This is a genomic window from Streptomyces sp. MS19, assembly GCF_047200595.1.
Taxonomy (GTDB): domain Bacteria; phylum Actinomycetota; class Actinomycetes; order Streptomycetales; family Streptomycetaceae; genus Streptomyces.
In genome coordinates, this window is record NZ_JBJZOH010000005.1 from 243657 (window position 1) to 266588 (window position 22932).

Annotated in this window: 16 protein-coding genes; 2 read left to right on the top strand and 14 right to left on the bottom strand. The window is 73.3% G+C overall.

Going from position 1 to position 22932, the window contains the following annotated elements; all coding sequences use genetic code 11:
- The 14 genes from rplU to ACL02R_RS08150 all read right to left on the bottom strand — a co-directional run bounded on the left by rplU (position 1) and on the right by ACL02R_RS08150 (position 20567).
- Entirely contained in the window at positions 1 to 324 is a 324-nt protein-coding gene (gene rplU, locus ACL02R_RS08085; RefSeq protein ID WP_129840469.1) for a 50S ribosomal protein L21, read from the bottom strand.
- Positions 325 to 552: 228 nt separating this feature from the next.
- Positions 553 to 4728, bottom strand: a complete 4176-nt coding sequence (locus tag ACL02R_RS08090; RefSeq protein ID WP_412796171.1) for an Rne/Rng family ribonuclease — start codon at positions 4726 to 4728, stop codon at positions 553 to 555.
- Between the two features lie 197 nt (positions 4729 to 4925).
- Positions 4926 to 5696: a TIGR03936 family radical SAM-associated protein gene (locus tag ACL02R_RS08095; protein ID WP_362955514.1), complete on the bottom strand. Its 771-nt coding sequence runs from the start codon at positions 5694 to 5696 to the stop codon at positions 4926 to 4928.
- Positions 5697 to 5824: 128 nt separating this feature from the next.
- Positions 5825 to 6406 (bottom strand): GNAT family N-acetyltransferase, encoded by a 582-nt coding sequence (locus ACL02R_RS08100; RefSeq protein WP_412796172.1) that lies wholly within the window; start codon positions 6404 to 6406, stop codon positions 5825 to 5827.
- On the bottom strand, positions 6406 to 8328 hold the full coding sequence (locus ACL02R_RS08105) for a TIGR03960 family B12-binding radical SAM protein (RefSeq protein WP_412796173.1): 1923 nt from the start codon (positions 8326 to 8328) through the stop codon (positions 6406 to 6408). Before ACL02R_RS08105 ends, ACL02R_RS08100 begins: the two co-directional genes overlap by 1 nt.
- A 75-nt stretch (positions 8329 to 8403) precedes the next feature.
- Positions 8404 to 9642, bottom strand: coding sequence for an FtsW/RodA/SpoVE family cell cycle protein (locus tag ACL02R_RS08110; protein ID WP_412796174.1), 1239 nt, complete (start codon positions 9640 to 9642; stop codon positions 8404 to 8406).
- Between the two features lie 42 nt (positions 9643 to 9684).
- On the bottom strand, positions 9685 to 12030 hold the full coding sequence (gene mrdA / locus ACL02R_RS08115) for a penicillin-binding protein 2 (protein WP_412796175.1): 2346 nt from the start codon (positions 12028 to 12030) through the stop codon (positions 9685 to 9687).
- Positions 12027 to 12737, bottom strand: a complete 711-nt coding sequence (gene mreD / locus ACL02R_RS08120; protein WP_412796176.1) for a rod shape-determining protein MreD — start codon at positions 12735 to 12737, stop codon at positions 12027 to 12029. Before mreD ends, mrdA begins: the two co-directional genes overlap by 4 nt.
- Before the next feature lie 3 nt (positions 12738 to 12740).
- Entirely contained in the window at positions 12741 to 13850 is a 1110-nt protein-coding gene (gene mreC, locus ACL02R_RS08125) for a rod shape-determining protein MreC (protein WP_412796177.1), read from the bottom strand.
- 181 nt (positions 13851 to 14031) lie between these two features.
- Positions 14032 to 15051, bottom strand: a complete 1020-nt coding sequence (locus ACL02R_RS08130) for a rod shape-determining protein (RefSeq protein ID WP_052851024.1) — start codon at positions 15049 to 15051, stop codon at positions 14032 to 14034.
- A 351-nt stretch (positions 15052 to 15402) separates the two neighbouring features.
- Positions 15403 to 15816, bottom strand: coding sequence for a nucleoside-diphosphate kinase (gene ndk / locus ACL02R_RS08135; RefSeq protein ID WP_412796178.1), 414 nt, complete (start codon positions 15814 to 15816; stop codon positions 15403 to 15405).
- A gap of 127 nt (positions 15817 to 15943) precedes the next feature.
- Positions 15944 to 16285, bottom strand: coding sequence for a DUF4233 domain-containing protein (locus ACL02R_RS08140; protein ID WP_412796179.1), 342 nt, complete (start codon positions 16283 to 16285; stop codon positions 15944 to 15946).
- The gene (gene folC / locus ACL02R_RS08145; RefSeq protein ID WP_412796180.1) at positions 16285 to 17811 is read right to left on the bottom strand and encodes a bifunctional tetrahydrofolate synthase/dihydrofolate synthase; all 1527 of its coding nucleotides are present in this window, start codon (positions 17809 to 17811) and stop codon (positions 16285 to 16287) included. Before folC ends, ACL02R_RS08140 begins: the two co-directional genes overlap by 1 nt.
- 128 nt (positions 17812 to 17939) lie before the next feature.
- On the bottom strand, positions 17940 to 20567 hold the full coding sequence (locus ACL02R_RS08150) for a valine--tRNA ligase (RefSeq protein ID WP_412796181.1): 2628 nt from the start codon (positions 20565 to 20567) through the stop codon (positions 17940 to 17942).
- A gap of 149 nt (positions 20568 to 20716) precedes the next feature.
- Between ACL02R_RS08150 and ACL02R_RS08155 the strand changes: the two genes are divergently transcribed.
- Positions 20717 to 21607 (top strand): hypothetical protein, encoded by an 891-nt coding sequence (locus tag ACL02R_RS08155; RefSeq protein ID WP_412796182.1) that lies wholly within the window; start codon positions 20717 to 20719, stop codon positions 21605 to 21607.
- A gap of 136 nt (positions 21608 to 21743) precedes the next feature.
- Positions 21744 to 22868, top strand: a complete 1125-nt coding sequence (locus tag ACL02R_RS08160) for a hypothetical protein (protein WP_412796183.1) — start codon at positions 21744 to 21746, stop codon at positions 22866 to 22868.
- Positions 22869 to 22932 lie beyond the last annotated feature (64 nt).

Here is a 22932-nt window from a genome sequence, read left to right on the forward strand (position 1 = left end):
TTACTTCGCGGCCGGGGCGGGGATCTCGGTGATCTTCAGCTGGGTCTGAAGCTGGCGGTGACCCATCCGCCGGCGGTAGCCGGTCTTGTTCTTGAACTTCTGAATCCGGATCTTCTCGCCCTTGGTGTGGTCGAGGACCTCGGCCGTGACCTTGACGCCCGCCAGGACCCACGGGTCGCTGGTCACGGTGTCGCCGTCCACGACGAGCAGGGTGGAGAGCTCGACGGTGTCGCCGACCTCGTTCCCGGCCAGACGGTCGGTCTCGATGACATCGCCGACAGCAACCTTCTGCTGACGGCCGCCGGTGCGCACGATCGCGTACACGCGGAACTCTCTCTCGCTCGATTCGGTCCCCTGACGCCAGCAGCGGGCGGACCCGGCCTCTCCCGCGCGCGGCCCACTGCCGGGCCCGCGCCTGACGCGGGAGGAAGATGCTCAGGGGTGTGACGTGCCAGGTGACACGCCGACCGCCAAGGATACGGAGACGCCGGTGGGGCGGTCAAATCACCCGTCCCACCGGCGTCCACGGCCGTACGGCCGCGCGTCACCCTGTCACTCGTCGGTCGAGGCCGAGACCGAGGGCGGCGGGGTCGCCTCGGCGGCGGTGGCCTTGGCCGACTTCTTCGCCGCCGACTTGGCGGCCGTCTTCTTGGTGGTGGCCTTCTTGGCGGCCGCCTTCTTCGTGGTGGCCTTCTTCGCCGCCGCCTTCTTCGTGGCGGTCTTCTTGGCCGCCGCCTTCTTCGCCGTCTTCCTGGCCGGGGCAGGCGCCTCGGGGGCCTCAGGTGCCTCCGGGCTCTCCGCGGTCTTCGACGCCCCGGACGGGACGACGGTCACCACGGCCTCCGTGGAGCCCTCGGGGGACCCGGCGGGGGCCGAGGCACGGCGTACGGCACGCCGCCTCGGCTTGGCCTCGACCGGCTCGGCGGGCACGGCGGACTCGGCGACCTCGGCCACGGCGGGCCCCGCCTCGGACGGGGCCGCCGGGACGACCAGCACCTCCGGCTCCTGCGTGGCCCGGGGCGATCCTGCGGGCACCGACACCTTGCGGCGGCTCCCGCGCCGGGGCGTGGGCCCGGCCTCGGCCGGGGCCTCCTCCCGGGGCTCGGGGGCGGCCTCCTCGGCCACCGCCGGCACGACCACCTCGGCCTCGGCCTCGGAGTCCTCGCCGGTCTGCGGCGGCCCGGCGGGCGTGCCGACCTTCCGGGTGGCACGGCGACGGCGGCGCGGCGCGCGTTCGCCCTCCCCGGCGCCCGGCTCCGGCGCGACGGCCCCGGCCGCCTCGGCCGCCTCCGCCTCGGCGGTGACGGTCAGGTCCGCGATGTCGGCCAGCCCGAGCGGCCCGGTCTCCTCGACGGGCTCGGTCTGTTCCGCCGGCTCCGTCTGCCCGGCCTGCTCGGTGTGCTCGGCGTGCTCGGCGCCGCCCTTGCCGCGCTTGCGGTTCTTCCGCCCACCGCCGCCGCCACCGCCGCCACCGGAGGTGTGCGCGTGGTCCATGTGGACGATGACGCCCCGCCCGTTGCAGTGCACGCACGGCTCGGAGAACGATTCGAGCAGCCCCTGACCGACCCGCTTCCGCGTCATCTGCACGAGGCCGAGCGACGTGACCTCGGCCACCTGGTGCTTGGTGCGGTCTCGGCCGAGGCATTCGAGCAGCCTGCGCAGGACCAGGTCGCGGTTGGACTCCAGCACCATGTCGATGAAGTCGATCACGATGATGCCGCCGAGGTCGCGCAGCCGCAGCTGCCGGACGATCTCCTCGGCCGCCTCCAGGTTGTTCCTGGTGACGGTCTCCTCCAGGTTGCCGCCCTGGCCGGTGAAGCGCCCGGTGTTGACGTCCACGACGACCATCGCCTCGGTGCGGTCGATGACCAGCGAACCGCCGCTCGGCAGCCACACCTTCCGGTCGAGCGCCTTCATCAGCTGCTCGTCGATCCGGTAGGTCGCGAAGACGTCCACGTCCGACGTCCACCGCTGGAGGCGGTCCGCCAGGTCGGGGGCGACGCGCGACACGTAGTCGCTGATGGTGCCCCACGCGGCGTCACCGCTGACGATGACCTTCGAGAAGTCCTCGTTGAAGATGTCGCGGACGACGCGGACGGTCATGTCGGGCTCGCCGTACAGGAGCGTCGGCGCGTTGCCCTTCTTCGCCTTCTTCTGGATCTCCTCCCACTGCGCCTGGAGGCGCTCGACGTCACGCGTCAGCTCGTCCTCGGTCGCGCCCTCGGCCGCCGTGCGCACGATGACGCCCGCGTTCTCGGGGACGATCCGCTTGAGGATCTGCTTCAGCCGCGCCCGCTCGGTGTCCGGCAGCTTGCGGCTGATGCCGGTCATCGAGCCCTCGGGGACGTAGACCAGGTAGCGGCCGGGCAGCGAGATCTGGCTCGTCAGCCGGGCGCCCTTGTGGCCGATCGGGTCCTTGGTCACCTGGACGAGGACCGGCTGGCCGGACTTGAGCGCGGACTCGATGCGGCGCGGGCCGTGTCCGAGGCCGAGCGCCTCGAAGTTGACCTCACCCGCGTACAGCACCGCGTTACGGCCCTTGCCGATGTCGACGAACGCCGCCTCCATGGACGGCAGGACGTTCTGCACCTTGCCGAGGTAGACGTTGCCGACGTAGCTGGCGGACTGCTCCTTGTTGACGAAGTGCTCGACGAGGACGTTGTCCTCCAGCACGCCGATCTGGGTGCGCTCGCCGCTCTGCCGGACGACCATCACGCGCTCGACCGACTCCCGGCGCGCCAGGAACTCGGCCTCGGTGATGATCGGCGCACGGCGCCTGCCCTGCTCGCGCCCCTCGCGGCGGCGCTGCTTCTTCGCCTCAAGGCGGGTCGAGCCCTTGATGGACTGCACGCCGTCCGCGCTCTCGGTCGCGCCGTCACGCTTGCGGCGCGGCTCGCGGACCTTGATCACGGTGCGCTCCGGGTCGTCCCCGGAGTCCTGGGAACCACTGTCACCCTCGGCGTCGCCCTCGCCGCTGCGGCGACGGCGGCGGCGCCTGCGGCGCGAGCCGCCCGCACCCTCGTCGGCGTCCGTCTCGTCGGCGCCCGCCTCGTCACCGCGGGCGGTGTCGGCGGTGTCGGTGGCGGGCTCGGCCCCGGTGTGCCCGGCCTCGTCCTCGTCGCCGTCCGCCTCGGCGGCGGCACCGGCGACCTCGGCGGCACGCTCGGCGGTCTCGCCGCGGCGCCGCCTGCGACCACCGCGGCGGCGGCGGCGCGCGGGCCGGTCGTGGCCCTCGTCCTCGTCGTACTCACCGGCGGCGGCGTCGGGGACGGACTGCTCGTCGGCCTCGGCCGCCGGCGCGGCCTCCTCCGTCTCCTCCGGCCCGTCGTCGATCCCGGGCGCCTGGAACGGGTACCGGTCGTCGTGCTCGTCGTCCGCCCGGCGGCGCCCGGCGGCGGCCTCCTCGGCGGCGCGCTGCGGCGTCTGGAACATGGGGGCCTGGAACACCGGCGCGCGGAAGACGGCGGCAGGCGCCTGCGGTGCCTCCGCGGGGGCGGTCTCACGGGCCTGCTGCTCGGTGCGCGTCGCGCGGCGGCGACGGCGCGAGGGCGCGGCGGTCTCGTCCTGCGCGGCCGCCGGGGTCTCCTCCGGCCGGGCGGGTACGGCCTCGGGCTCGGCGGCCTTCGGCTCGGCGCTCCCGGGCCCGGCGGCCTCGGAGACGGCCACGGCCTCGGCGGCGTCGGGCGCGGCGGCGTCGGGCGCGGCGGCGGCCCGGGTGGCACGGCGGCGGCGGCGCGGCGCGGCCGGTTCCGTGGTCTCGGACACGGTCGCCGCCGTCTCCTCCACCGTGACGGGTGCGGGCGCCGACACCTCCTCGGCCACGGACTCGGGCGAGGCGGCCGCGCGCGTCGCACGGCGGCGGCGCGGCGCCGGAGCTGCGGGCTCGGCCTCCGGCTGGGGCGCGGGCGCGGCCTCCGCCTCGGCGGCGGGCTGCTCGGCGGGCGCGGCGGCCCGGGTGGCACGCCGACGGCGGCGCGGCGCGGCCGGTTCGGCCGCTTCCTCCGCCGCGTCGGGCGCGCCGACGACCGGGTCCTCGACCGCGGCCGGCTCGGCGGCGGGCTCGGGGACGAGTTCCTCGGTGACGTCGGTGGTGGCAGAGGCGTCGTTGACGTCGGCGGACTCCGCCTCGGGCTCCACCGGGGCCTTGGGCGCGGCGGCGGCCCTGGTCGTACGGCGGCGGCGCGGCGCGGGGGCGGGCTCGGGAGCCGCCTCCTCGGAGACGGCGACCGCCTCGGCGGCGAGCGCGCTCCCGGTCTCCTCGGGCGCCGAGGCGGCACGCGTGGCGCGGCGACGGCGGCGCGGCGCAGCGGGTTCGGCCGTCTCGGACACGGTCGCCGCCGTCTCCTCCACCGGAGCCGGGGTGGACACGGCCGCGGCCGGGGACTCGGGGGAGGCTGCCGCACGCGTGGCGCGGCGGCGGCGCGGTGCCGGAGCGGCTGCGGGCTCGGCCTCCGGCTGGGGTTGCTGCTGCTCAGGGGCGGCTTCCGCCTCGGCGGCGGGCTGCCCGGCGGGCGTGTCACCGGTGCCGGTGACGCGCGTCACGTCCGGCGCGGACGCCGCGCGGGTCGCACGGCGGCGGCGGCGCGGCGGCAGGGTGTCGCTGGGGCTCGTGTCCCCGGCGGCGGTGCCTGGGTCGTCGGTCGGTCGGTCGTCGGAGCTGGGGACGCTGGTGGTGCTGTCGATGCGTTCAGCGCCGTCCGCTTCCGCGGACTCGTTGGGCTCGTGCATGCGGGCGGTTCTCCCGTCACGCTCCCGGGCGCCTCACCGGTGACGGCGGGCGCCGCTCGGGAGCTGTCGTGTAGCTCGCCGGTTCCAGACCCTTGCGGTATGGCTACGGCGAAAGTCTCCTGGTCGGTGCGTCGCCCGGAACAGCGGGGCCCGAGTGGCTCCCTGGCACCTAGCGGTTCGGCGGCGCGGCAACGGCATCACTGTCCGGCGGTGCCCGGCGCCGCCGCGGCCTGCTGTCCGGCGGCCGTGGAAGAGGCGGCCAGGGCAGCGTCGCGGTCGGGCGCGAACGGGTCGGTCACCGTGCCGGTCTCCTCATCGAGCGGCCCCTGCGCCAGCCTGGTCACCGCAGCGGGGACCGGCGGCGCCAGGTCGGCCGTAGCGCGGAGACCGGACAGGACGTCGTCAGGTCGTACGGCAGGTGTGAGGTGCCGTACTACCAGGCGCAGTATCGCACAAGGGCGGCCGTCGAGCCCATCGGACCCGGCTTCGAGGGACACCACGGCCGTGCGCGCGTCGAAGGTGCGCAGCCCTTTCTTGGTCTCCCGCCGCACCTCGACGGTCTCCGCGGCGAGGAACGACGCGACCGCCGCGCGGGCGTCCGCCGGGTCCACGCCGTCGAGCCGCAGCTCCCACCGGGAGGCCGCCAGCTGGTCGGCGAAGTCGGGTGTACGCGCCTCCACGGCCTCCACGATGTCGAGCCCGTCGGGCAGCGACGTGTCGAGGTCGGCCATCAGCGCGGCCGGGTCGCGGCGCTCGCTGAGGGCGATCTCCAGGTACTCCGCCTCGCTCGCGGTGCCGGTGGGCGCCGCGTTCGCGTAGGAGACCCGGGGGTGCGGGGTGAAGCCCGCCGAGTAGGCCATCGGCACCGCGGCGCGGCGCAGCGCCCGTTCGAAGGCGCGCTGGAAGTCGCGGTGGCTGGTGAATCGCAGGCGGCCCCGCTTGGTGTAGCGCAGTCGGATGCGCTGCACCGCGGGTGCGGGCGGCGGGCCTACGGGCTGTCGCTTGCCCAGTGGTTCTCAGTCCCTCGTAGCTGCTGTCGTGCACCGGTCGTACGGCTGCCGGTCACCGGTGGGTGAACCGTTGCCTGCCTCCAAGGTTACGTGCCCCCGGTGGCGATCCAGTAGCGGAGCTTCTCGGCCCTGCGGTCCTCCAGGACGCCGCCGCACGCCTCGATGGCCTTGCGGGAGCCCGTGTTGTCCCAGTCGCAGGTCACCAGCACCGGGTCGAAGCCCAGGCGGTGGGCGACGGGCAGCGAGGCGCGGAGCATCGCCGTGGCGTGCCCGCGCCGCCGCGCGGACGGCCGCACGTCGTAGCCGATGATGCCGCCCCACTCCAGCAGGCGCGGCGTCATGCGGTGCCGGATGGACAGCCGGCCGAGGAACGTGTCACCCGCCGTCCACCACAGCACCGTGGACGGTACGTGGCCGACCGGCCGCGGCGTGTCGTCCGCCGCGTCGGCCCGGGTGAGGCGCGCGTACTCGGCGAAGACCGCCGGGTCGGCCCAGCGGTCGCCGAAGGCGGCCATGTCCCGGCCGAGCATGGAGTTGTCGTCGGGCAGCCCGCGCCCCTCGGCGCGGAACTCGCGGACGGCCGCGAGGAACGACGCGTGGACCGCCGTCGCGGGGGCGGTCAGCGCCGCGTCCCCCGGCCCAGGTCCCGGCTGTGGCGCGCCCGCCATCACTTCACCGTCAGCGGCAGCAGCTTCTTGCCGGTCGGGCCGATCTGGATCTCGGTGTTCATCTGCGGGCAGACGCCGCAGTCGAAGCACGGGGTCCAGCGGCAGTCCTCGACCTCGGTCTCGTCGAGCGCGTCCTGCCAGTCCTCCCACAGCCAGTCCTTGTCGAGCCCGGAGTCGAGGTGGTCCCAGGGCAGGACCTCCTCGTAGCCGCGCTCGCGCGTCGTGTACCAGTCGACGTCCACGCCGGCCGGCGGCAGGGCGCGCGCGGCGGCGTCCATCCACAGGTCGTAGGAGAAGTACTCGCGCCAGCCGTCGAAGCGCCCGCCCGCCTCGTACACCGCCCGGATCACGGCGCCCACGCGCCGGTCGCCGCGCGAGAGCAGGCCCTCGACCACGCCGGGCTTGCCGTCGTGGTAGCGGAAGCCGATGGAGCGGCCGTAGCGCTTGTCGCCGCGGATGCGGTCGCGCAGCTTCGCGAGGCGCGCGTCGGTCTCCTCGGCGGACAGCTGCGGCGCCCACTGGAACGGGGTGTGCGGCTTGGGCACGAAGCCGCCGATGGAGACGGTGCAGCGGATGTCGTTGGCGCCGGTGACCTCGCGGCCTTTGGCGATGACCTTGACGGCCATGTCGGCGATCTGGAGCACGTCCTCGTCGGTCTCGGTGGGCAGGCCGCACATGAAGTACAGCTTCACCTGCCGCCAGCCGTTGCCGTACGCGGTGGCGACCGTGCGGATCAGGTCCTCCTCGGAGACCATCTTGTTGATGACCTTCCGGATGCGCTCGCTGCCGCCCTCGGGGGCGAACGTGAGTCCTGAGCGGCGGCCGTTGCGCGTCAGCTCGTTGGCCAGGTCGATGTTGAACGCGTCCACGCGGGTGGACGGCAGCGACAGGCCGATCTTGTCCGCCGCGTACCGGTCGGCGAGGCCGCCGGCGATGTCGGCGATCTCGCTGTGGTCGGCCGAGGAGAGCGACAGCAGGCCGACCTCCTCGAAGCCGGTGGCGGCGAGGCCGCGCTCGACCATCTCGCCGACGCCGGTGATGGACCGCTCGCGCACCGGCCGCGTGATCATGCCGGCCTGGCAGAAGCGGCAGCCCCGGGTGCAGCCGCGGAAGATCTCGACCGACATGCGCTCGTGCACGGTCTCGGCGAGCGGCACGAGGGGCTGCTTCGGGTACGGCCACTCGTCCAGGTCCATGACGGTGTGCTTGGACACGCGCCACGGCACGCCGGAACGGTTCGGCACGACGCGGCCGATCCGCCCGTCCGGCAGGTACTCGACGTCGTAGAAGCCCGGCACGTACACGCCGCCGGTGCGCGCGAGGCGCAGCAGCAGCCCCGGCCTGCCGTCCGGCCTGCCCTCGGCCTTCCAGGCGCGCACGATCTCGCTGATGTCCAGCACGGCCTGCTCGCCGTCGCCGATGACCGCGCAGTCGATGAACTCGGCGATCGGCTCCGGGTTGAACGCGGCGTGCCCGCCCGCGACGACGACCGGGTGGTCCTCGGTGCGGTCGGCCGCGGCGAGCGGGACGCCGGACAGGTCGAGCGCGGTGAGGAGGTTGGTGTAGCCCAGCTCGGTGGAGAACGAGACGCCCAGCAGGTCGAACGCGCCGACGGGCCGGTGCCCGTCCACCGTGAACTGGGGGACCTGATGCTTGCGCATCAGCTCCTCCAGGTCGGGCCACACGCTGTACGTGCGCTCGGCGAGGACGCCCTCGCGCTCGTTCAGCACCTCGTAGAGGATCATGACGCCCTGGTTGGGCAGCCCGACCTCGTACGCGTCGGGGTACATCAGCGCCCAGCGGACGTCGCAGGAGTCCCAGTCCTTGACGGTGGAGTTCAGTTCACCGCCGACGTACTGGATGGGCTTCTGCACGTGCGGGAGCAGGGCCTCCAGGCGCGGGAAGACCGACTCGACAGGCATACGGGCGCCTTTCAGCATCGGGGTCACCATCGGGGCGTGGCGCGCGGGCGGCGTGCCCGCGACCGGCTCGGCCACTCAGCGTACCGGCATCGCGCGCGCGGCCCGTCCGGCGGCGGGGGCCGCGGTGACGGACAGCGGCCGTTTCATGCGGACCGACTGGAGCAGCCCGACGGCGATCCACACGGCGAACATGGCGGTGCCGCCGTACGACAGGAACGGCAGCGGGATGCCCGCGACCGGCATGATGCCGAGCGCCATCCCGATGTTCTCGAAGCACTGGAACGCCAGCCACGCCACGATTCCGGCGGCGATGACGGTGCTGTACAGGTCGGTGGACTCGCGGGCGATGCGCAGCGCGCGCCACAGGACGACGCCGATCAGCAGGATGATGCCGCCCGCCCCGACGAAGCCCAGTTCCTCGCCCGCGACCGTGAAGATGAAGTCGGTGTGCTGCTCGGGGACGAACTGGCCGGTCGTCTGCGTGCCGTTGAACAGTCCGCTGCCCCAGACCCTGCCGGTCCCTATGGCGATCCTGGCCTGGTTGGTGTTGTAGCCGACGCCGGACGGGTCGCGCGACGGGTCGGCGAAGGCGGCGAAGCGGTCGATCTGGTAGCTGTCGAGGAGGCCGAGCAGCCAGACGAGGACGGCCGCCGCGATCCCGGCCGCGATCAGGCCGAGCGACCACCTCAGGGGCGATCCGGACGCCAGCAGGATGCCGAGCACGATGACGCTGAGCACCATGGCCATGCCCATGTCGTCCACGACGACGACGGCCAGCGGGATCGCGGCCAGCCCGAGCGCCTGGAGTATCGCCTTGGTGCCGGGGAACTCGCGGTCGCCCGCGTCCACCTGGTCGGCCAGGATGACGGCGAGCCCCAGGACGACGGCGACCTTCGCGAACTCGCCTGGCTGGAGCGTGTAGCCGCCGATGGACAGCCAGGCGCGCTGCCCGTTGATCTCGGTGCCGAGGGGGCTGAAGACGAGGAGCATCGCGCCGAGCGAGAGCGCGAAGAAGACGGGGACGAAGCTGCGCAGCCGCTGGTGCCCGAGCCACATGACGCCGACGGCCAGGGCCACGCCTATCGCGAGGTTGATCGTCTGGCGTATCAGGAAGAACTGCGGGTCGCCGCCCGTTATCCCGGTCCTGTTGCGGGTCGCCGAGTAGATCAGCACGATCCCCAGGCCGGACAGGGCGAGCGCGGCGAGCAGCAGCACCCAGTCGATCCGCCGGACCAGGGAGTCGCGGGCGGCGAGTCTGCGCCACGCGCTCTTGGGCGGGGCGAGCCGGGCGATGGTCAGGTTACGCGTGCTCACCGGAGGTGCCTCGTCAGCCTGGGGGTCGGGGGCTTGTCGTGGTCAGGCGGTGTCGTCGGGCGGTCCGCCGCCGGGGTCGGTGCCCGGATCGGCGCCGGGTTCCTCGCCCGGTTCCGCGCCGGGGTCGGGTCCCGGGTCGCCGTCGGGATCGCCGCCGGTGTCGGTGCCGGGATCGGTCCCCGGGTCGTCCCCCGGATCGCCGCCGGGATCACCGCCCGGGTCGCCGGTGTCGCCCGTGTCGGCGCCGCCTGGGCCGTCCCCGTCGCGCTCGCCACGGTCGGCCCGCTCCTCGTCGCCGCGGTCGGGGACGATCGTGCCGTTCTCGTCGATGCGCGGCAGGTCGCGGTGCGGCTCAGGCAGCAGCGCCCTGTCCTCGTCCACCGAGCCGCCGCTCACCCCGTAGATCGCCTCCCAGATGTGCCGCACGGCGTCACCGGACGCGCCGGAGCCCGTGCCGGCCTGGGAGATCGTCATGACGACGGTGTAGTCGTCGGAGTACGTCGCGAGCCACGACGTCGTCTGCTGGTCGCCCGACGCCTCGGCCGTACCGGTCTTGCCGTGCAGCGGGATCTCGCCCTGCGGCCAGCCGCCGAACTTCCACGCCGCGCTACCCGTCGTGATGACGCTCTCGGTGGCGTCCCGCAGGTTGCCGAGCGTCTCCCCGTCCACCGGGAGGCTGCCGGTCTCCACCGGCTCGAACTCGTCGCGCACCGTGCCGTCCGGGCCGATCACGGCGCGGCCGACCTGCGGCTGGTAGAGCGTGCCGCCGTTGCCGAGCGCCGCGTAGACGGTGGCCAGCTGGACCGGCGTGACGAGCACGTCGCCCTGCCCGATGGAGAAGTTGAGCATGTCACCGGCGCGCATCGTCATGCCCTCGGTGCAGTTCTCGCGGGCGATGCGGGCCGCGTAGTCGTCGCGGTCGGACTCGGCGATCTCGCACCACTCGTCCTTGTTGGCCTCCCAGTAGTCGCGCTTCCACTGGCGGTCGGGGATGCGGCCCGCCGCCTCGTCGGGGAGGTCGATGCCGGTGCGCTCGCCGAGGCCGAAGTCGTGCGCGGTGCGGAAGAGCCAGTCGTCCGGGTCGTCCACCGGGTCGTTGCCGCCGTCGGCCTGCCACTCGCGGTGGGCGATGCCGTAGAAGACGGTGTTGCAGGAGACCTCGATGGCGCGGCCGAGGGAGATCGGGCCGTACGAGGACGACTCGAAGTTGCGGAACGTCTGGCCGCCGATGTCGTACGAGGAGGCGCAGTCGTAGCGGCCGTTCCAGTCGTACCCGGCGCGGACGGCGGCGGTCGAGGTGACGACCTTGAACGTCGATCCCGGCGGCCCCTGGCCCATGATCGCCCGGTTGAGCAGCGGGTATTCGGAGTCCTCGTCCGTCAGCGCGGCGTAGTCGTCGCTGGAGATGCCGCCGACCCAGACGTTCGGGTCGTAGTCGGGCGCGGACGCCATGGCGACGACGCGGCCGGTCGCGTTCTCCAGGACGACGGCCGAGCCGGCCTCGGCCTCGTAGTTGCGGCCCGAGATGTCGTCGTACTGCGCGCGCGCGACCTCCATGGCCTGCGCCAGCTCCTGTTCCACGACGGCCTGCACGCGGGTGTCGATGGTGGTCACGAGGGAGTCGCCGGCGCGGGCGGCCTCGCTCTCCGACTGGCCGAGCACCCGGCCGAACTTGTCCACCTCGTACCGCGTCACACCGGCCTGCCCGCGCAGGTACTCGTCGTAGGACCGCTCAAGACCCGCGCGGCCGATCTGGTCCGAGCGCAGCAGCGGGTTGTCGGTGTCCTCGGAGTCGGCGACCTCGTCGTCGGTGACGGGCGAGAGGTAGCCGAGGACCTGTGCCGTGTCGGCGCCGTCCGGGGCGGGGTAGCGGCGTACGGCGGTGGGCTCGGCGCTGATGCCGGGGAAGTCCTCGGTGCGCTCGCGGATCTGGAGCGCCTGCCGTGTCGTGGCCTCGTCGGTGATCGGGATCGGCTGGTACGGCGAACCGTTCCAGCAGGGCTGCGGCGTCTGCGCGTCGCACAGCCGCACCCGGTTGGCGACCTCGTCGGCGGGCAGGCCGAGGAGTTCGGCGACGTCGGCGAGTACCTGTTCCCCGTCGTCGGGGAGCTTGCTCAGCTCGGTCCGGTCGGCGGAGACGACGAGCCGTGTCTCGTTGTCAGCGATCGGCACGCCGCGCGCGTCGAGGATCGCGCCGCGCACGGCGGGCTGGATGACCTGCTGCACGTGGTTGCCCGCCGCCTGGGCGGCGAACTCGTCGCCCTGCCTGATCTGGAGGTACCACAGGCGCCCGCCGAGCGTCAGCAGCAGGGAGAAGACCAGTATCTGGATGACGACCAGGCGGATGGTGATGCGCGAGGTCCGCCCGGTCTCCGGGATGTTCGTCACAGGCGCTTGACCCCCTTGATGCGGCCGGCGCGGTTGCGCGCGGAGCGGCTGAGCAGCGAGGACCGCTGCTTCCCGGCGAGACGGGTCGCCTTCCCGTAGCGGCTGCGGCGCGGCGCGCGGGTACGGAGCCCGGTGCCGGAGCGGCCGAGCCAGCTGACCGGCGCGTCCCCGGCGCCGCCGGAGCCGCCGTCGCCGGCGAGCGGGTCGTTCTCCGTGCGGCGTGCCATGGCCATCACCAGCGGGACGACGAACGGGGCGAGCAGCAGGTCGTAGAGCGTGGCGCTGACCAGCAGGCCGGTCAGCCCGACGTCACGGGCGGCCGAGTCGCCCACCAGCGCGCCGACGCCCGCGTAGAGCAGCGTCGAGGAGGCGGCGCCCGCGGCGACCACGAGCATCGGCACGGTCGCCGACCTGTGCTGGCCGCCCTCGGGCTTGGTGAGCCCGGCCGCGTAGCCGACGACGCACAGGACCAGCGCGTACCGGCCCACCGCGTGGTCGGCGGGCGGCGCGAGGTCGGCGAGCAGCCCGGCCGCGAAACCGACGAGGCAGCCGCCCACGTGGCCGTAGACCAGGGCGAGGCCGAGGACCGTCAGGAGCAGCAGGTCGGGGACGGCGCCGGGCAGGCCGAGCCGCGCGAGGACGCTGACCTGGACGACGAGCGCCACGGTCACGAGGAGGATCGTGAGGAGGGTACGTGCTACGCGCATCGGTCACTCCACGTCTGGGTCGGCGGGGGCGGCTGGGTCGGCGGGATCGGCGGGTGGACCCGCGCCGGGACCGCCGGGCTGCCCGCCCTCGGCGGCGACGTCGCCGTCCTGGCCGCCCTCGCCCGGCGCCTCCGGCTCCCGGGTGCCGTCCTCCACGCCGCCGGGACCGTCCTCGGTGCCGCTGTCCCCGTCGCGCTCGCGGGCGCCGCGGTCGGCCCGCTCGTCCTCGTCGCGGCCCTCGTCCCTGTCCTCGGGACGCGGCGGGAGGACGGAGTCGCGCGGGTTGTCGCGCGGCGGCTCGACGACGACGCCCACCAGGTCGAGCTGGGTGAACGAGACGTACGGCCGCACGCGCACCGTCCTCGTCAGGTCGCCCGCCGTGCGGTCCACGCTGACGACCTCGCCGACCGGGACGCCCGGCACGAACGGCCGGTTGTCGTCCGAGCCGAAGGTGACCATGCGGTCCCCCTCGGCCACGCGCGCCTGCTGGTTGAGGAGCTGGACCTCCAGCTCGTTGTCCCCGCGGCCGGTGGCGAAGCCGAGTTCCTCGCTGTCCTCCAGGCGCGTGCCGACGGTGAAGCCGGGGTCGTTGGCGAGCAGCACGGTCGCGGTGCCGGAGCCGACGGTGGTGACGCGGCCGACGAGCCCGTCGCCGTTGAGTACCGTCATGTCGCGGGTGATGCCGTCCTCGCTGCCCGCGTCGATGGTGACGGTCCAGGAGAAGCCCTGGGCGGCGCCGATCGCGATGACCTGCGCGGCGACGATGCCGTACTGGCCCGCCCCGGCGGTCTGGAGCATGTCGTCCAGTTGCTCTATCCGCGAATCGCGGTGCGCGTCGGAGCCGAGCTGCTGGCGCAGCTCCGCGTTCTCCCGCTCCAGCTCGCTGATCCGGTCGTGCCGGTCACCGGACTCGCGGACGGCCGCGATGGCGTTGGCCACCGGGTCGACGGCACCCGCGACGCCCTCCTCGACCGGGCCGAACAGCGACGCCGCCGCCTGTCTCGGACCGTCCAGCGGAGAGTTGTCCCCGCCCCGGATATCCACCGAGATCAGCGCGAACGCGATGGATACCAACAGGACGAGAAGCAGCCGGCTCTCTCGGGTGTCCCTCACTGGCGGCGGCCGTGCCTTTCTCTGGAAAGCTGTGTGGCGCTGAAAGCTGTGTGGCGCTACAGGAATGTGCCGGGCGGCAGGACGCCGAGGTGCTGCGCCGGTCGGCGGGGGTGGTCCGGTGATCCGCCGCGCGGGCGGACCGCCCCGCACGCGGCGGACCGGCGCGCGGGGGTGCCGCGGATCACCGCCGGGGCTGGGCGTCCAGTACCTGCTGGAGCGCCTCGAACTCCTCGACGCACTTGCCGGAGCCGAGCGCGACCGAGTCGAGCGGGTCCTCGGCGATGTGGATCGGCATGCCGGTCTCCCGGCGCAGCCGCTCGTCCAGGCCGCGCAGCAGCGCGCCGCCGCCGGTGAGGACGATGCCGCGGTCCATGACATCGCCGGACAGCTCGGGCGGGCACTTGTCGAGCGTGGTCTTGACCGCGTCCACGATGGCGTTGACCGGCTCCTCCATGGCCTTGCGGACCTCGGCGGAGGAGATGACCACGGTCTTCGGCAGGCCGCTGACGAGGTCGCGGCCGCGGATCTCGGTGTGCTCGTCGGCGTCGAGGTCGTAGGCCGAGCCGATGGTGATCTTGATGCTCTCGGCCGTGCGCTCGCCGAGGAGGAGGCTGTACTCCTTCTTGATGTGCTGGATGATCGCGTTGTCCAGTTCGTCGCCCGCCACCCGGATCGACTGCGCGGTGACGATGCCGCCGAGGGAGATGACGGCGACCTCGGTGGTGCCGCCGCCGATGTCCACGACCATGTTGCCGGTGGCCTCGTGGACGGGGAGCCCCGAGCCGATCGCGGCGGCCATCGGCTCCTCGATGATGTGCACCTGGCGGGCACCGGCCTGGGTGGACGCCTCGATGACCGCGCGGCGCTCCACCCCGGTGATGCCGGAGGGCACGCAGACGACCACGCGCGGGCGCGCCAGATAACGGCGCTTGTGGATTTTGAGAATGAAGTAGCGGAGCATCCGCTCGGTGATCTCGAAGTCGGCGATGACGCCGTCCTTGAGGGGGCGGACCGCCACGATGTTGCCGGGCGTGCGGCCGATCATCTTCTTCGCCTCGGCACCGACCGCGAGAATGCCGCCGGTGTTGGTGTTGATGGCGACGACGGACGGCTCGTTGAGAACAATCCCGCGACCTCTGACGTACACCAGCGTGTTGGCCGTCCCGAGGTCGACTGCCATGTCACGGCCGATGAACGACATATTGTTCGCCATAGGGATACATCTGGCCTTCCAGCTGGAGCGATTTGTGCGGGGAGGTCGGCGGGGCTGCGATGAACGGAGCGCCAGGCGGGCCCTCTCCGCCCGGAGCGGAGGAGAGTCGCGGTGCTGCCATCGTAGCCACCGCCGGTCGGACACGGAGCGCCGTAGCGCCGCTCTCGCCATTGTCGGCGGAACCCGGCCCACCCTCCGTCATGGTGACGTCGTGTTCGGGTGAAGGGTTCCCTCGTTCGACTGTACATACCGGAATGGCGGACTGCTTTCAGGTGAACCGGGCGTGGCGCGCCGTTTTCACTGAGGGAACGTCAGGCGCGCCCGTCCCGTTCATTCCGCTCAGTCGAGTCCGGGAAAGAAGATCTTCAACTCGCGCTCGGCCGAGTCCTCGGAATCCGAGGCGTGAATCAGATTCTCCCGCACGATCGTGCCGTAATCCCCCCGAATGGACCCGGGGGCGGCGGCGATCGGGTCGGTCGGACCGGCCAGCACCCGCAGGCCCTCGATCACCCGCTCGCCCTCCACGACCAGCGCGACGCTCGGGCCCGAGGACATGAACTCGATCAGCGGCTCGTAGAACGGGCGGCCGGCGTGCTCGGCGTAGTGCGTCTCCAGGGTGGCTCGGTCCAGCGTGCGCAGCTCCAGCGCGGTGATGGTCCACTCGGCCTTCCGCTCGATCCGGCCGAGGACCTCACCGACAAGTCCTCTGCGGACGGTGTCCGGCTTCAGCAGGACGAGGGTGCGCTGGCTCATGGACGCGGCTCCTGACGACAGGCCTGGCAACAGGGAGGACGGCGGGGGCAGCAAGATTACCCGGCAGGGGGACGCCGTTCCGCATCAGGGCCCGGCAGTTGGGCGTGCCGGGTCGCGGGGCGGCCCGTCAGGCCGCCGCCTCCTCGCGGGCGCGGGCCGCGCGTATCGCGTCGATGTGGCGGCCGTAGTGGACCGAGGCCCACCACAGGCCGGCGAACACGGCGCCGAGGAAGAACATCGCGGGCAGCACGAAGCCGGCCGCGACCAGCCCGGCCTGGAGCAGCCAGCCGAGCTGGACCCCGCCCGGACGGGTGATCAGCGCGCACACCAGCAGGCACAGCACCATGGCGGTGCCGCTGACGGCCCACAGCGTGCCGGTGGCGACATCGGACAGCTGCCCGGTGGCGAGCGCGGCCAGCGCGATGACGATGAACTCCCCGACGAGCGTGCCGGCGCAGAGCGTCCGCATCAGCGATTCCTTCCCAGCAGCAGCCGGGCCTCGCCGACCGTGATGATCGAGCCGGTGACCAGCACCCCGGCCCCCGCGTACTCGTGCTCCTCCTCGGCGAGACCGATCGCCGCCTCCAGCGCGTCGTCGAGCCGGGGCTCGACCTGCACGCGGTCCTCGCCGAAGACCTCCACCGCGATCGCGGCGAGCCGGTCGGGGTCGAGGGCGCGGTGGCTCGCGTTCCCGGTGACGACGACCTCGGTGAGGACCGGCTCGAAGGCTTCGAGCAGGCCGCGTACGTCCTTGCCCTCGCTCGTCCCGATCACCCCGACGAGGCGGCTGAAGCCGAACGCCTCGGTGACGGCCGCGGCGGCCGCCTGGGCGCCCGCCGGGTTGTGCGCCCCGTCGAGGATCACGGTGGGGCTGCTGCGCACCACTTCGAGGCGGCCGGGCGAGGTGACGGAGGCGAACGCGGTCCTGACGACGTCCGGGTCGAGCGTGCCCGCCTCCCGGCCCTCGCCGACGCCGAAGAACGCCTCGACCGCCGCGAGGGCGACCGCCGCGTTGTGCGCCATGTGCTCCCCGTAGAGCGGCAGGAAGACGTCCGGGTAGTCGCCGCCGACGCCGCGCAGCGTCAGCAGCTGCCCGCCGACCGCGACCTCGCGGGACAGCAGGCCGAACTCCAGGCCCTCCCTGGCGACGGTGGCGTCCACCTCGACGGCCTTGCGCAGCACGACGGAGGCGGCCTCCACGGGCTGCTGGGCGAGGACCACGCGGGCGTCCGGCTTGATGATCCCGGACTTCTCCACGGCGATCTTCGCGGGGGTGTCGCCGAGCCGCTCGGTGTGGTCGAGGGAGATCGGCGTGAGGACCGCGACCTGGGCGTCCACGACGTTGGTCGCGTCCCAGGTGCCGCCCATGCCGACCTCGACGACGGCGACGTCCACCGGGGCGTCGGCGAAGGCGGCGTACGCCATGCCGGTCATCACCTCGAAGAACGACAGCCGGTAGTCCTGCCGCGCGTCCACCAGCTCGACGTACGGCTTGATGTCCTCGTACGCGGCGACGAAGCGGTCGGCGGGGATCGGGGCGCCGTCGAGGCTGATGCGCTCGGTGACCGACTGGACGTGCGGGCTGCTGTAGCGGCCGGTGCGCAGGTCGAAGGCGGTCAGCAGCGCCTCGATCATGCGGGCCGTGCTGGTCTTGCCGTTGGTGCCGGTGATGTGGATCGACGGGTAGGCGCGCTGCGGCTCGCCCAGGACATCCATCAGGGCCTGGATGCGGACCACCGAGGGATCGAGCTTGGTCTCGGGCCAGCGCCCGGCCAGCTCCGCCTCGACCTCCCGCAGGGCGCGGTCCACCTCGGGGTCGGCGGGCCGTCCGGGCAGGTCCTCGGCGCGCGGGGGGCCGGACTGGGCCCGCAGCGTGCGGCTGCCCGCCTCGATGACCGCGAGGTCCGGGTCGCGGTCGCTCTCCGCGGCCACGATGTCCTCGAACGGGTCGCCGCTCTCGTCCCGGGGACCACCGCCGGTAGGACTGTCAGTCACTGCGTCATTCCGTTCACTTCTCCGCCCGCACCCCCACCCCGCGCCCGGTCCGCCCGCCGGTGGCGGGGGGCCGGGCACGGAGTGTGCCGTTCACGGGGCCAGTGTACGGAGCACCACCGACAGTCCCGTTACGGGAGCTGTGCGAGCTGTGTCCCGATGCGGGCGATGTCGGCCTCGGCGGCGGCACGGCGGGCGCGGATCTTGTCCACCACGTGGTCGGGCGCCTTGGCGAGGAACGCCTCGTTCCCGAGCTTCGCGGTGGTCTGGGCCAGCTCCTTCTCGGCGGCGGCCAGGTCCTTCGTCAGCCGCTTGCGCTCGGCCTCGAAGTCGATGACGCCGTGCAGGTCGAGCGCGACCGTGGCGCCGCCGACCGGGAGGGAGGCGGTCGCCTCGAAGGTCTCGCCGGGCGGCTGGAGGCGCAGCAGGGCGCGCATGGCCTCCTCGTGCGCCTCCAGTCCTGTGCCGCCCAGGTCGAGCGTGGCCGGGACGCGCTGTCCCGGCTGGAGCCCCTGGTCGGCGCGGAAGCGGCGGACCTCGGTGACCAGCGCGCGGACGGCCGCCAGCTCGTCCTCCGCCGCCCGGTCGCGGAACCCGGAGTCGGCCGGCCAGGCGGCGACGACGACGGACTCGCGGCCGGTGAGCGAGGTCCACAGCTCCTCGGTGACGAACGGCATCAGCGGGTGCAGCAGCCGCAGCGTCACGTCCAGGACCTCGCCGAGGACGCGCCGCGACACCTCGGCGGCCCGGCCGCCGGCGGCGAACGTCGTCTTCGACAGCTCGACGTACCAGTCGAAGACCTCGTCCCACGCGAAGTGGAAGAGGACGTCGCTGAGCTTGGCGAACTGGTAGTCGTCGAAGTACGCGTCCACCTCGGCGACCACCGAGTTCAGCCGCGAGAGGACCCAGCGGTCGGCGGGGCCCAGCTCGGCCGCGTCCGGCAGGTCGCCGCCGACCGTCGCGCCGTTGAGGAGGGCGAAGCGCGTCGCGTTCCACACCTTGTTGGCGAAGTTGCGCGACGCCTGGACCCAGTCCTCGCCGATCGGGACGTCCACGCCCGGGTTGGCGCCGCGGCTCAGCGTGAAGCGCAGGGCGTCCGCGCCGTACGCGTCCATCCAGTCGAGCGGATCGACCGCGTTGCCGAAGGACTTGGACATCTTCTTGCCGAACTGGTCGCGGACCATGCCGTGCAGCACGATCGTGCCGAACGGCGGGGTGCCGTCCATCGCGTAGAGGCCGAACATCATCATCCGCGCGACCCAGAAGAACAGGATGTCGTAGCCGGTGACGAGGACGGAGTTCGGATAGAACTTCTCGACGCTGCCGGTCCGTTCGGGCCAGCCGAGCGTGGAGAACGGCCACAGGGCGGAGGAGAACCACGTGTCGAGGACGTCGGTGTCCTGGTGCCAGCCCTCGCCCGCCGGCGGCTCCTCGTCCGGGCCGACGCACCGGACCTCGCCGTCCGGCCCGTACCAGACCGGGATGCGGTGGCCCCACCACAACTGCCGGGAGATGCACCAGTCGTGGAGGTTGTCGACCCATTCGAAGTAGCGGGATGTCATCTCCTTCGGGTGGATGTCCACCCGCCCGTCGCGCACGGCGTCGCCCGCCGCCTTCGCGAGCGGCGCGACCTTGACCCACCACTGGAGCGAGACGCGCGGCTCGACGGTGGTCTTGCAGCGCGAGCAGTGCCCGACGGAGTGCGTGTACGGGCGCTTCTCGGCGACGATCCGCCCCTCGGCGCGCAGCGCGGCCACGACGGCCGAGCGCGCTTCGAGGCGGTCGAGCCCGAGGAAGGGCCCGTGGACGGTGATGACGGCGTGCTCGTCCATGACCGTGAGCTGCGGCAGGTCGTGGCGGCGGCCGATCTCGAAGTCGTTCGGGTCGTGCGCGGGCGTCACCTTGACGGCGCCGGTGCCGAACTCCGGGTCCACATGCGTGTCCGCGACGACGGGGATGGTCCGGTCGGTCAGCGGCAGCGCGATGCGGCGGCCGACGAGGTGCCGGTAGCGCTCGTCGTCCGGGTGCACGGCGACGGCGGTGTCGCCGAGCATCGTCTCGGCGCGGGTGGTCGCGACGACGAGCGAGTCCTCGCCGTCCCCGTACCGGATGGAGACGAGCTCGCCCTCGTCCTCCTGGTACTCGACCTCGATGTCCGACAGGGCCGTCAGGCAGCGCGGGCACCAGTTGATGATGCGCTCGGCGCGGTAGATCAGCTCGTCGTCGTAGAGGCGCTTGAAGATCGTCTGGACGGCCTGCGACAGGCCCTCGTCCATGGTGAACCGCTCGCGGTCCCAGTCGACGCCGTCGCCGAGGCGGCGCATCTGCCCGGAGATCCGGCCGCCGGACTCGGACTTCCAGCGCCAGACGCGTTCGACGAACGCCGCACGCCCGAGGTCGTGCCGCGACAGGCCCTCCTTGGCCAGCTCGCGCTCCACGACGTTCTGCGTGGCGATGCCCGCGTGGTCCATGCCCGGCTGCCACAGCGTCTCGTAGCCCCGCATGCGGCTGCGGCGGGTCAGGGCGTCGATCAGCGTGTGCTCGAAGGCGTGGCCCAGGTGCAGGCTGCCGGTGACGTTCGGCGGGGGGATGACGACGCTGTAGGGGTCCTTGCCGCTCTTCTCGTCGGCCCTGAACCAGCCCCGGTCTACCCAGCGCTCGTACAGCTTTCCCTCTACGTCGGCCGGCGTGTACTGCGTCGGCAGATCGGCTGGGGTGCTGAGGGGCCCGTTCGCGGGCGGCTGAGTGTTCTCGGTCACGACGGTCAGTCTACGAGGCGGTGTGTCCCAAGTTCGAATCAGAATGCCGCTCCCCGGCGGCACCGGCGCGGGGATGGCAGAGGATGGCGGCAGGCGGCGGTGCGGCCCCGCCGGGCGGCCGCCACAGGAACGAGAGGGAAGAACGCCACGTGACTCACCAGCCGCCGGGCCCGCCTCCGCAGGGAAGCCCGTCCCCCTACGGCCACCAGCCCCCCGGCAGTCCCGCTTTCCCGGGCGCCCCCGGCAACCCGGCCCACGGATACCCGCCTCACGGATACCCGGCCCCGCCGCAGCCCGCCCCCTACGGCACCGCGCCGTACGGGCAGCCCTATCCGCCGCCGCCGGGGCAGGGCCCCGCGAAGCGGCGGACCGGACTGCTCGTGGCCGTCGCCGTCGCCGTGGCCGCCGCGGTGACGGTCGGCCTCGTCGTCGCGCTCGGCGGGGACGACGGCGGCCTCCGCGACGACGGCCGCGCGTACGCCCTCCAGCCCCCGGCCGCGGTCGGGACGCTGGAGAGGGACCCCGACGGATCGGAGGACATGGAGGACGTCACGGAGGGGAACCTCCACCCGTCGGTCCAGGTCGACGACACGACCGGCGCGATGTACCAGGACCCGAACCCGCCCGAGGGCCCGGTGGTCGGGTTCGCGATGTTCAACGGGTACTACGGCACCATCGGGGACCCGCAGGCGGCCCTGGACGCTTTCTTCGCCGACGGCGGCATGTTCACCTCCAACGGCGGCGCGCGCTTCGTCGGCGAGCCGACCGCGATGGAGCCGGACGGGCTCGGCAACGCCCTCATGACCTGCCGGATGCTGGAGGGCGTTGACGTCGATCCTGAGGAGACGCCGCGAGTACCGGTGTGCGCATGGGCGGACTTCGACACCCTCGGCATCGTCGTCACCGACCGGCTGGTGGACGAGACGACCGGGGAACATCCGGAACCGGTCTCCCTGGCGGACGCGGCCCGGTTCACGGCGGATCTGCGCGCGGCGTCCCTGGTCGAGGTGGGGAGCGGGCAGGAGCAGGGGATGCCGTGACCCGTCCGCGGGGGGGGTGCGGCTGGGCTGCCGGGGAAGGCGCAGGCCCTGGCAGGCGGTCAGATGTACATACGCATACACCGTCCGACAGGATGAACGGAAGCGTCGAGCTACGCGCTTGTGAGGGGATGCATCGATGAGTCACCACCAGCCGGGTCCGTACGGGCAGCAGCCGTACGGGCAGCAGCCTCCGCAGGGGCCGCCACCGGGACAGCCCGGCCAGCCGCCGAACCAGCAGGGCCCGTACGGCGGGCCGCAGGGCGGCGGTTACGGCCAGCCCGCCGGGCAGAACCCGTACGGACAGGGCGGTGCCGCGCCCGGCGGCCAGGGTTACGGCTTCCCGCAGCAGCCCCCGCCGGGCCAGCAGCCCCCGCAGAGCCCGTACGGACAGCAGCCCTACGGGCAGCAGCCCCCGCCGGGCCAGCCCGGTCCCTACGGGCAGCAGCCGCCGTACGGCCAGGCGCCCCCGCCCGGCGGCAGCGGCGGCCGGAACAAGAAGATCGGCATCGTGGCCGCGGCCGTCGTGGTCGTGGCGGCGCTCGTCGCCGGCGGGATCGCGCTGCTCGGCGGTGACGACGACAACGGTGGCGGCGGCGGGGGCGGGGGCGGCGGTGAGGGCGGCGGCGAGCTGGCCGAGGGCACCTCGTACCAGCTCGACTTCCCCGGCGTCTTCGGCGACTACGCGGTCCTCGCACCGCCACAGACCGCCGAGAACGCCTCCCCCGAGGACCTCGCGCGCATGGGTCTCCAGGACGCGGAGGGCGCCACCGCCCAGTACGTCGGCGGCATCTCCCCGACCGAACTGGCGGGCATCACCGACCCGGCCGAACTGGGCGACCGCGCGGCGACGACGCTCTTCGTCGTGGGCCTGTGGGGCACCCTGGAGGAACCGGACGCCGCCGTGGACGCCCTGTTCGCCTACACCGCCTCGGAGGCCGACGACCAGTTCACGCTCGTCGGCGAGCCCGAGGCCGCGTCGCCCGAGGGCATCGGCGACGCGGTCATGAAGTGCCAGGGCGCCGAGGCCGAGGACCCGGTCCTGATGGAGACGGTCGTGGTGCCGGTCTGCGTCTGGGCCGACACCAGCACCCTCGGCGCGGTCATCGCGCAGCGGGTGGACGGCCAGGGCAACGTGGACGTGACGTTCGAGGAGGCCGCGCAGATAGCGGCCGACCTGCGGACGGACTCCCTGACGCCGGTGGACGAGGCGGACGAGGCTGACGAGGGCGCCGGGGACGACCCCTCGGCCGATCCGGCCTGACCTCGGAGGCGGTGACGGCAACAGCGAAGGGGGGGGGGGGGGGGGGGGAGGGGGGGGTTGGTCC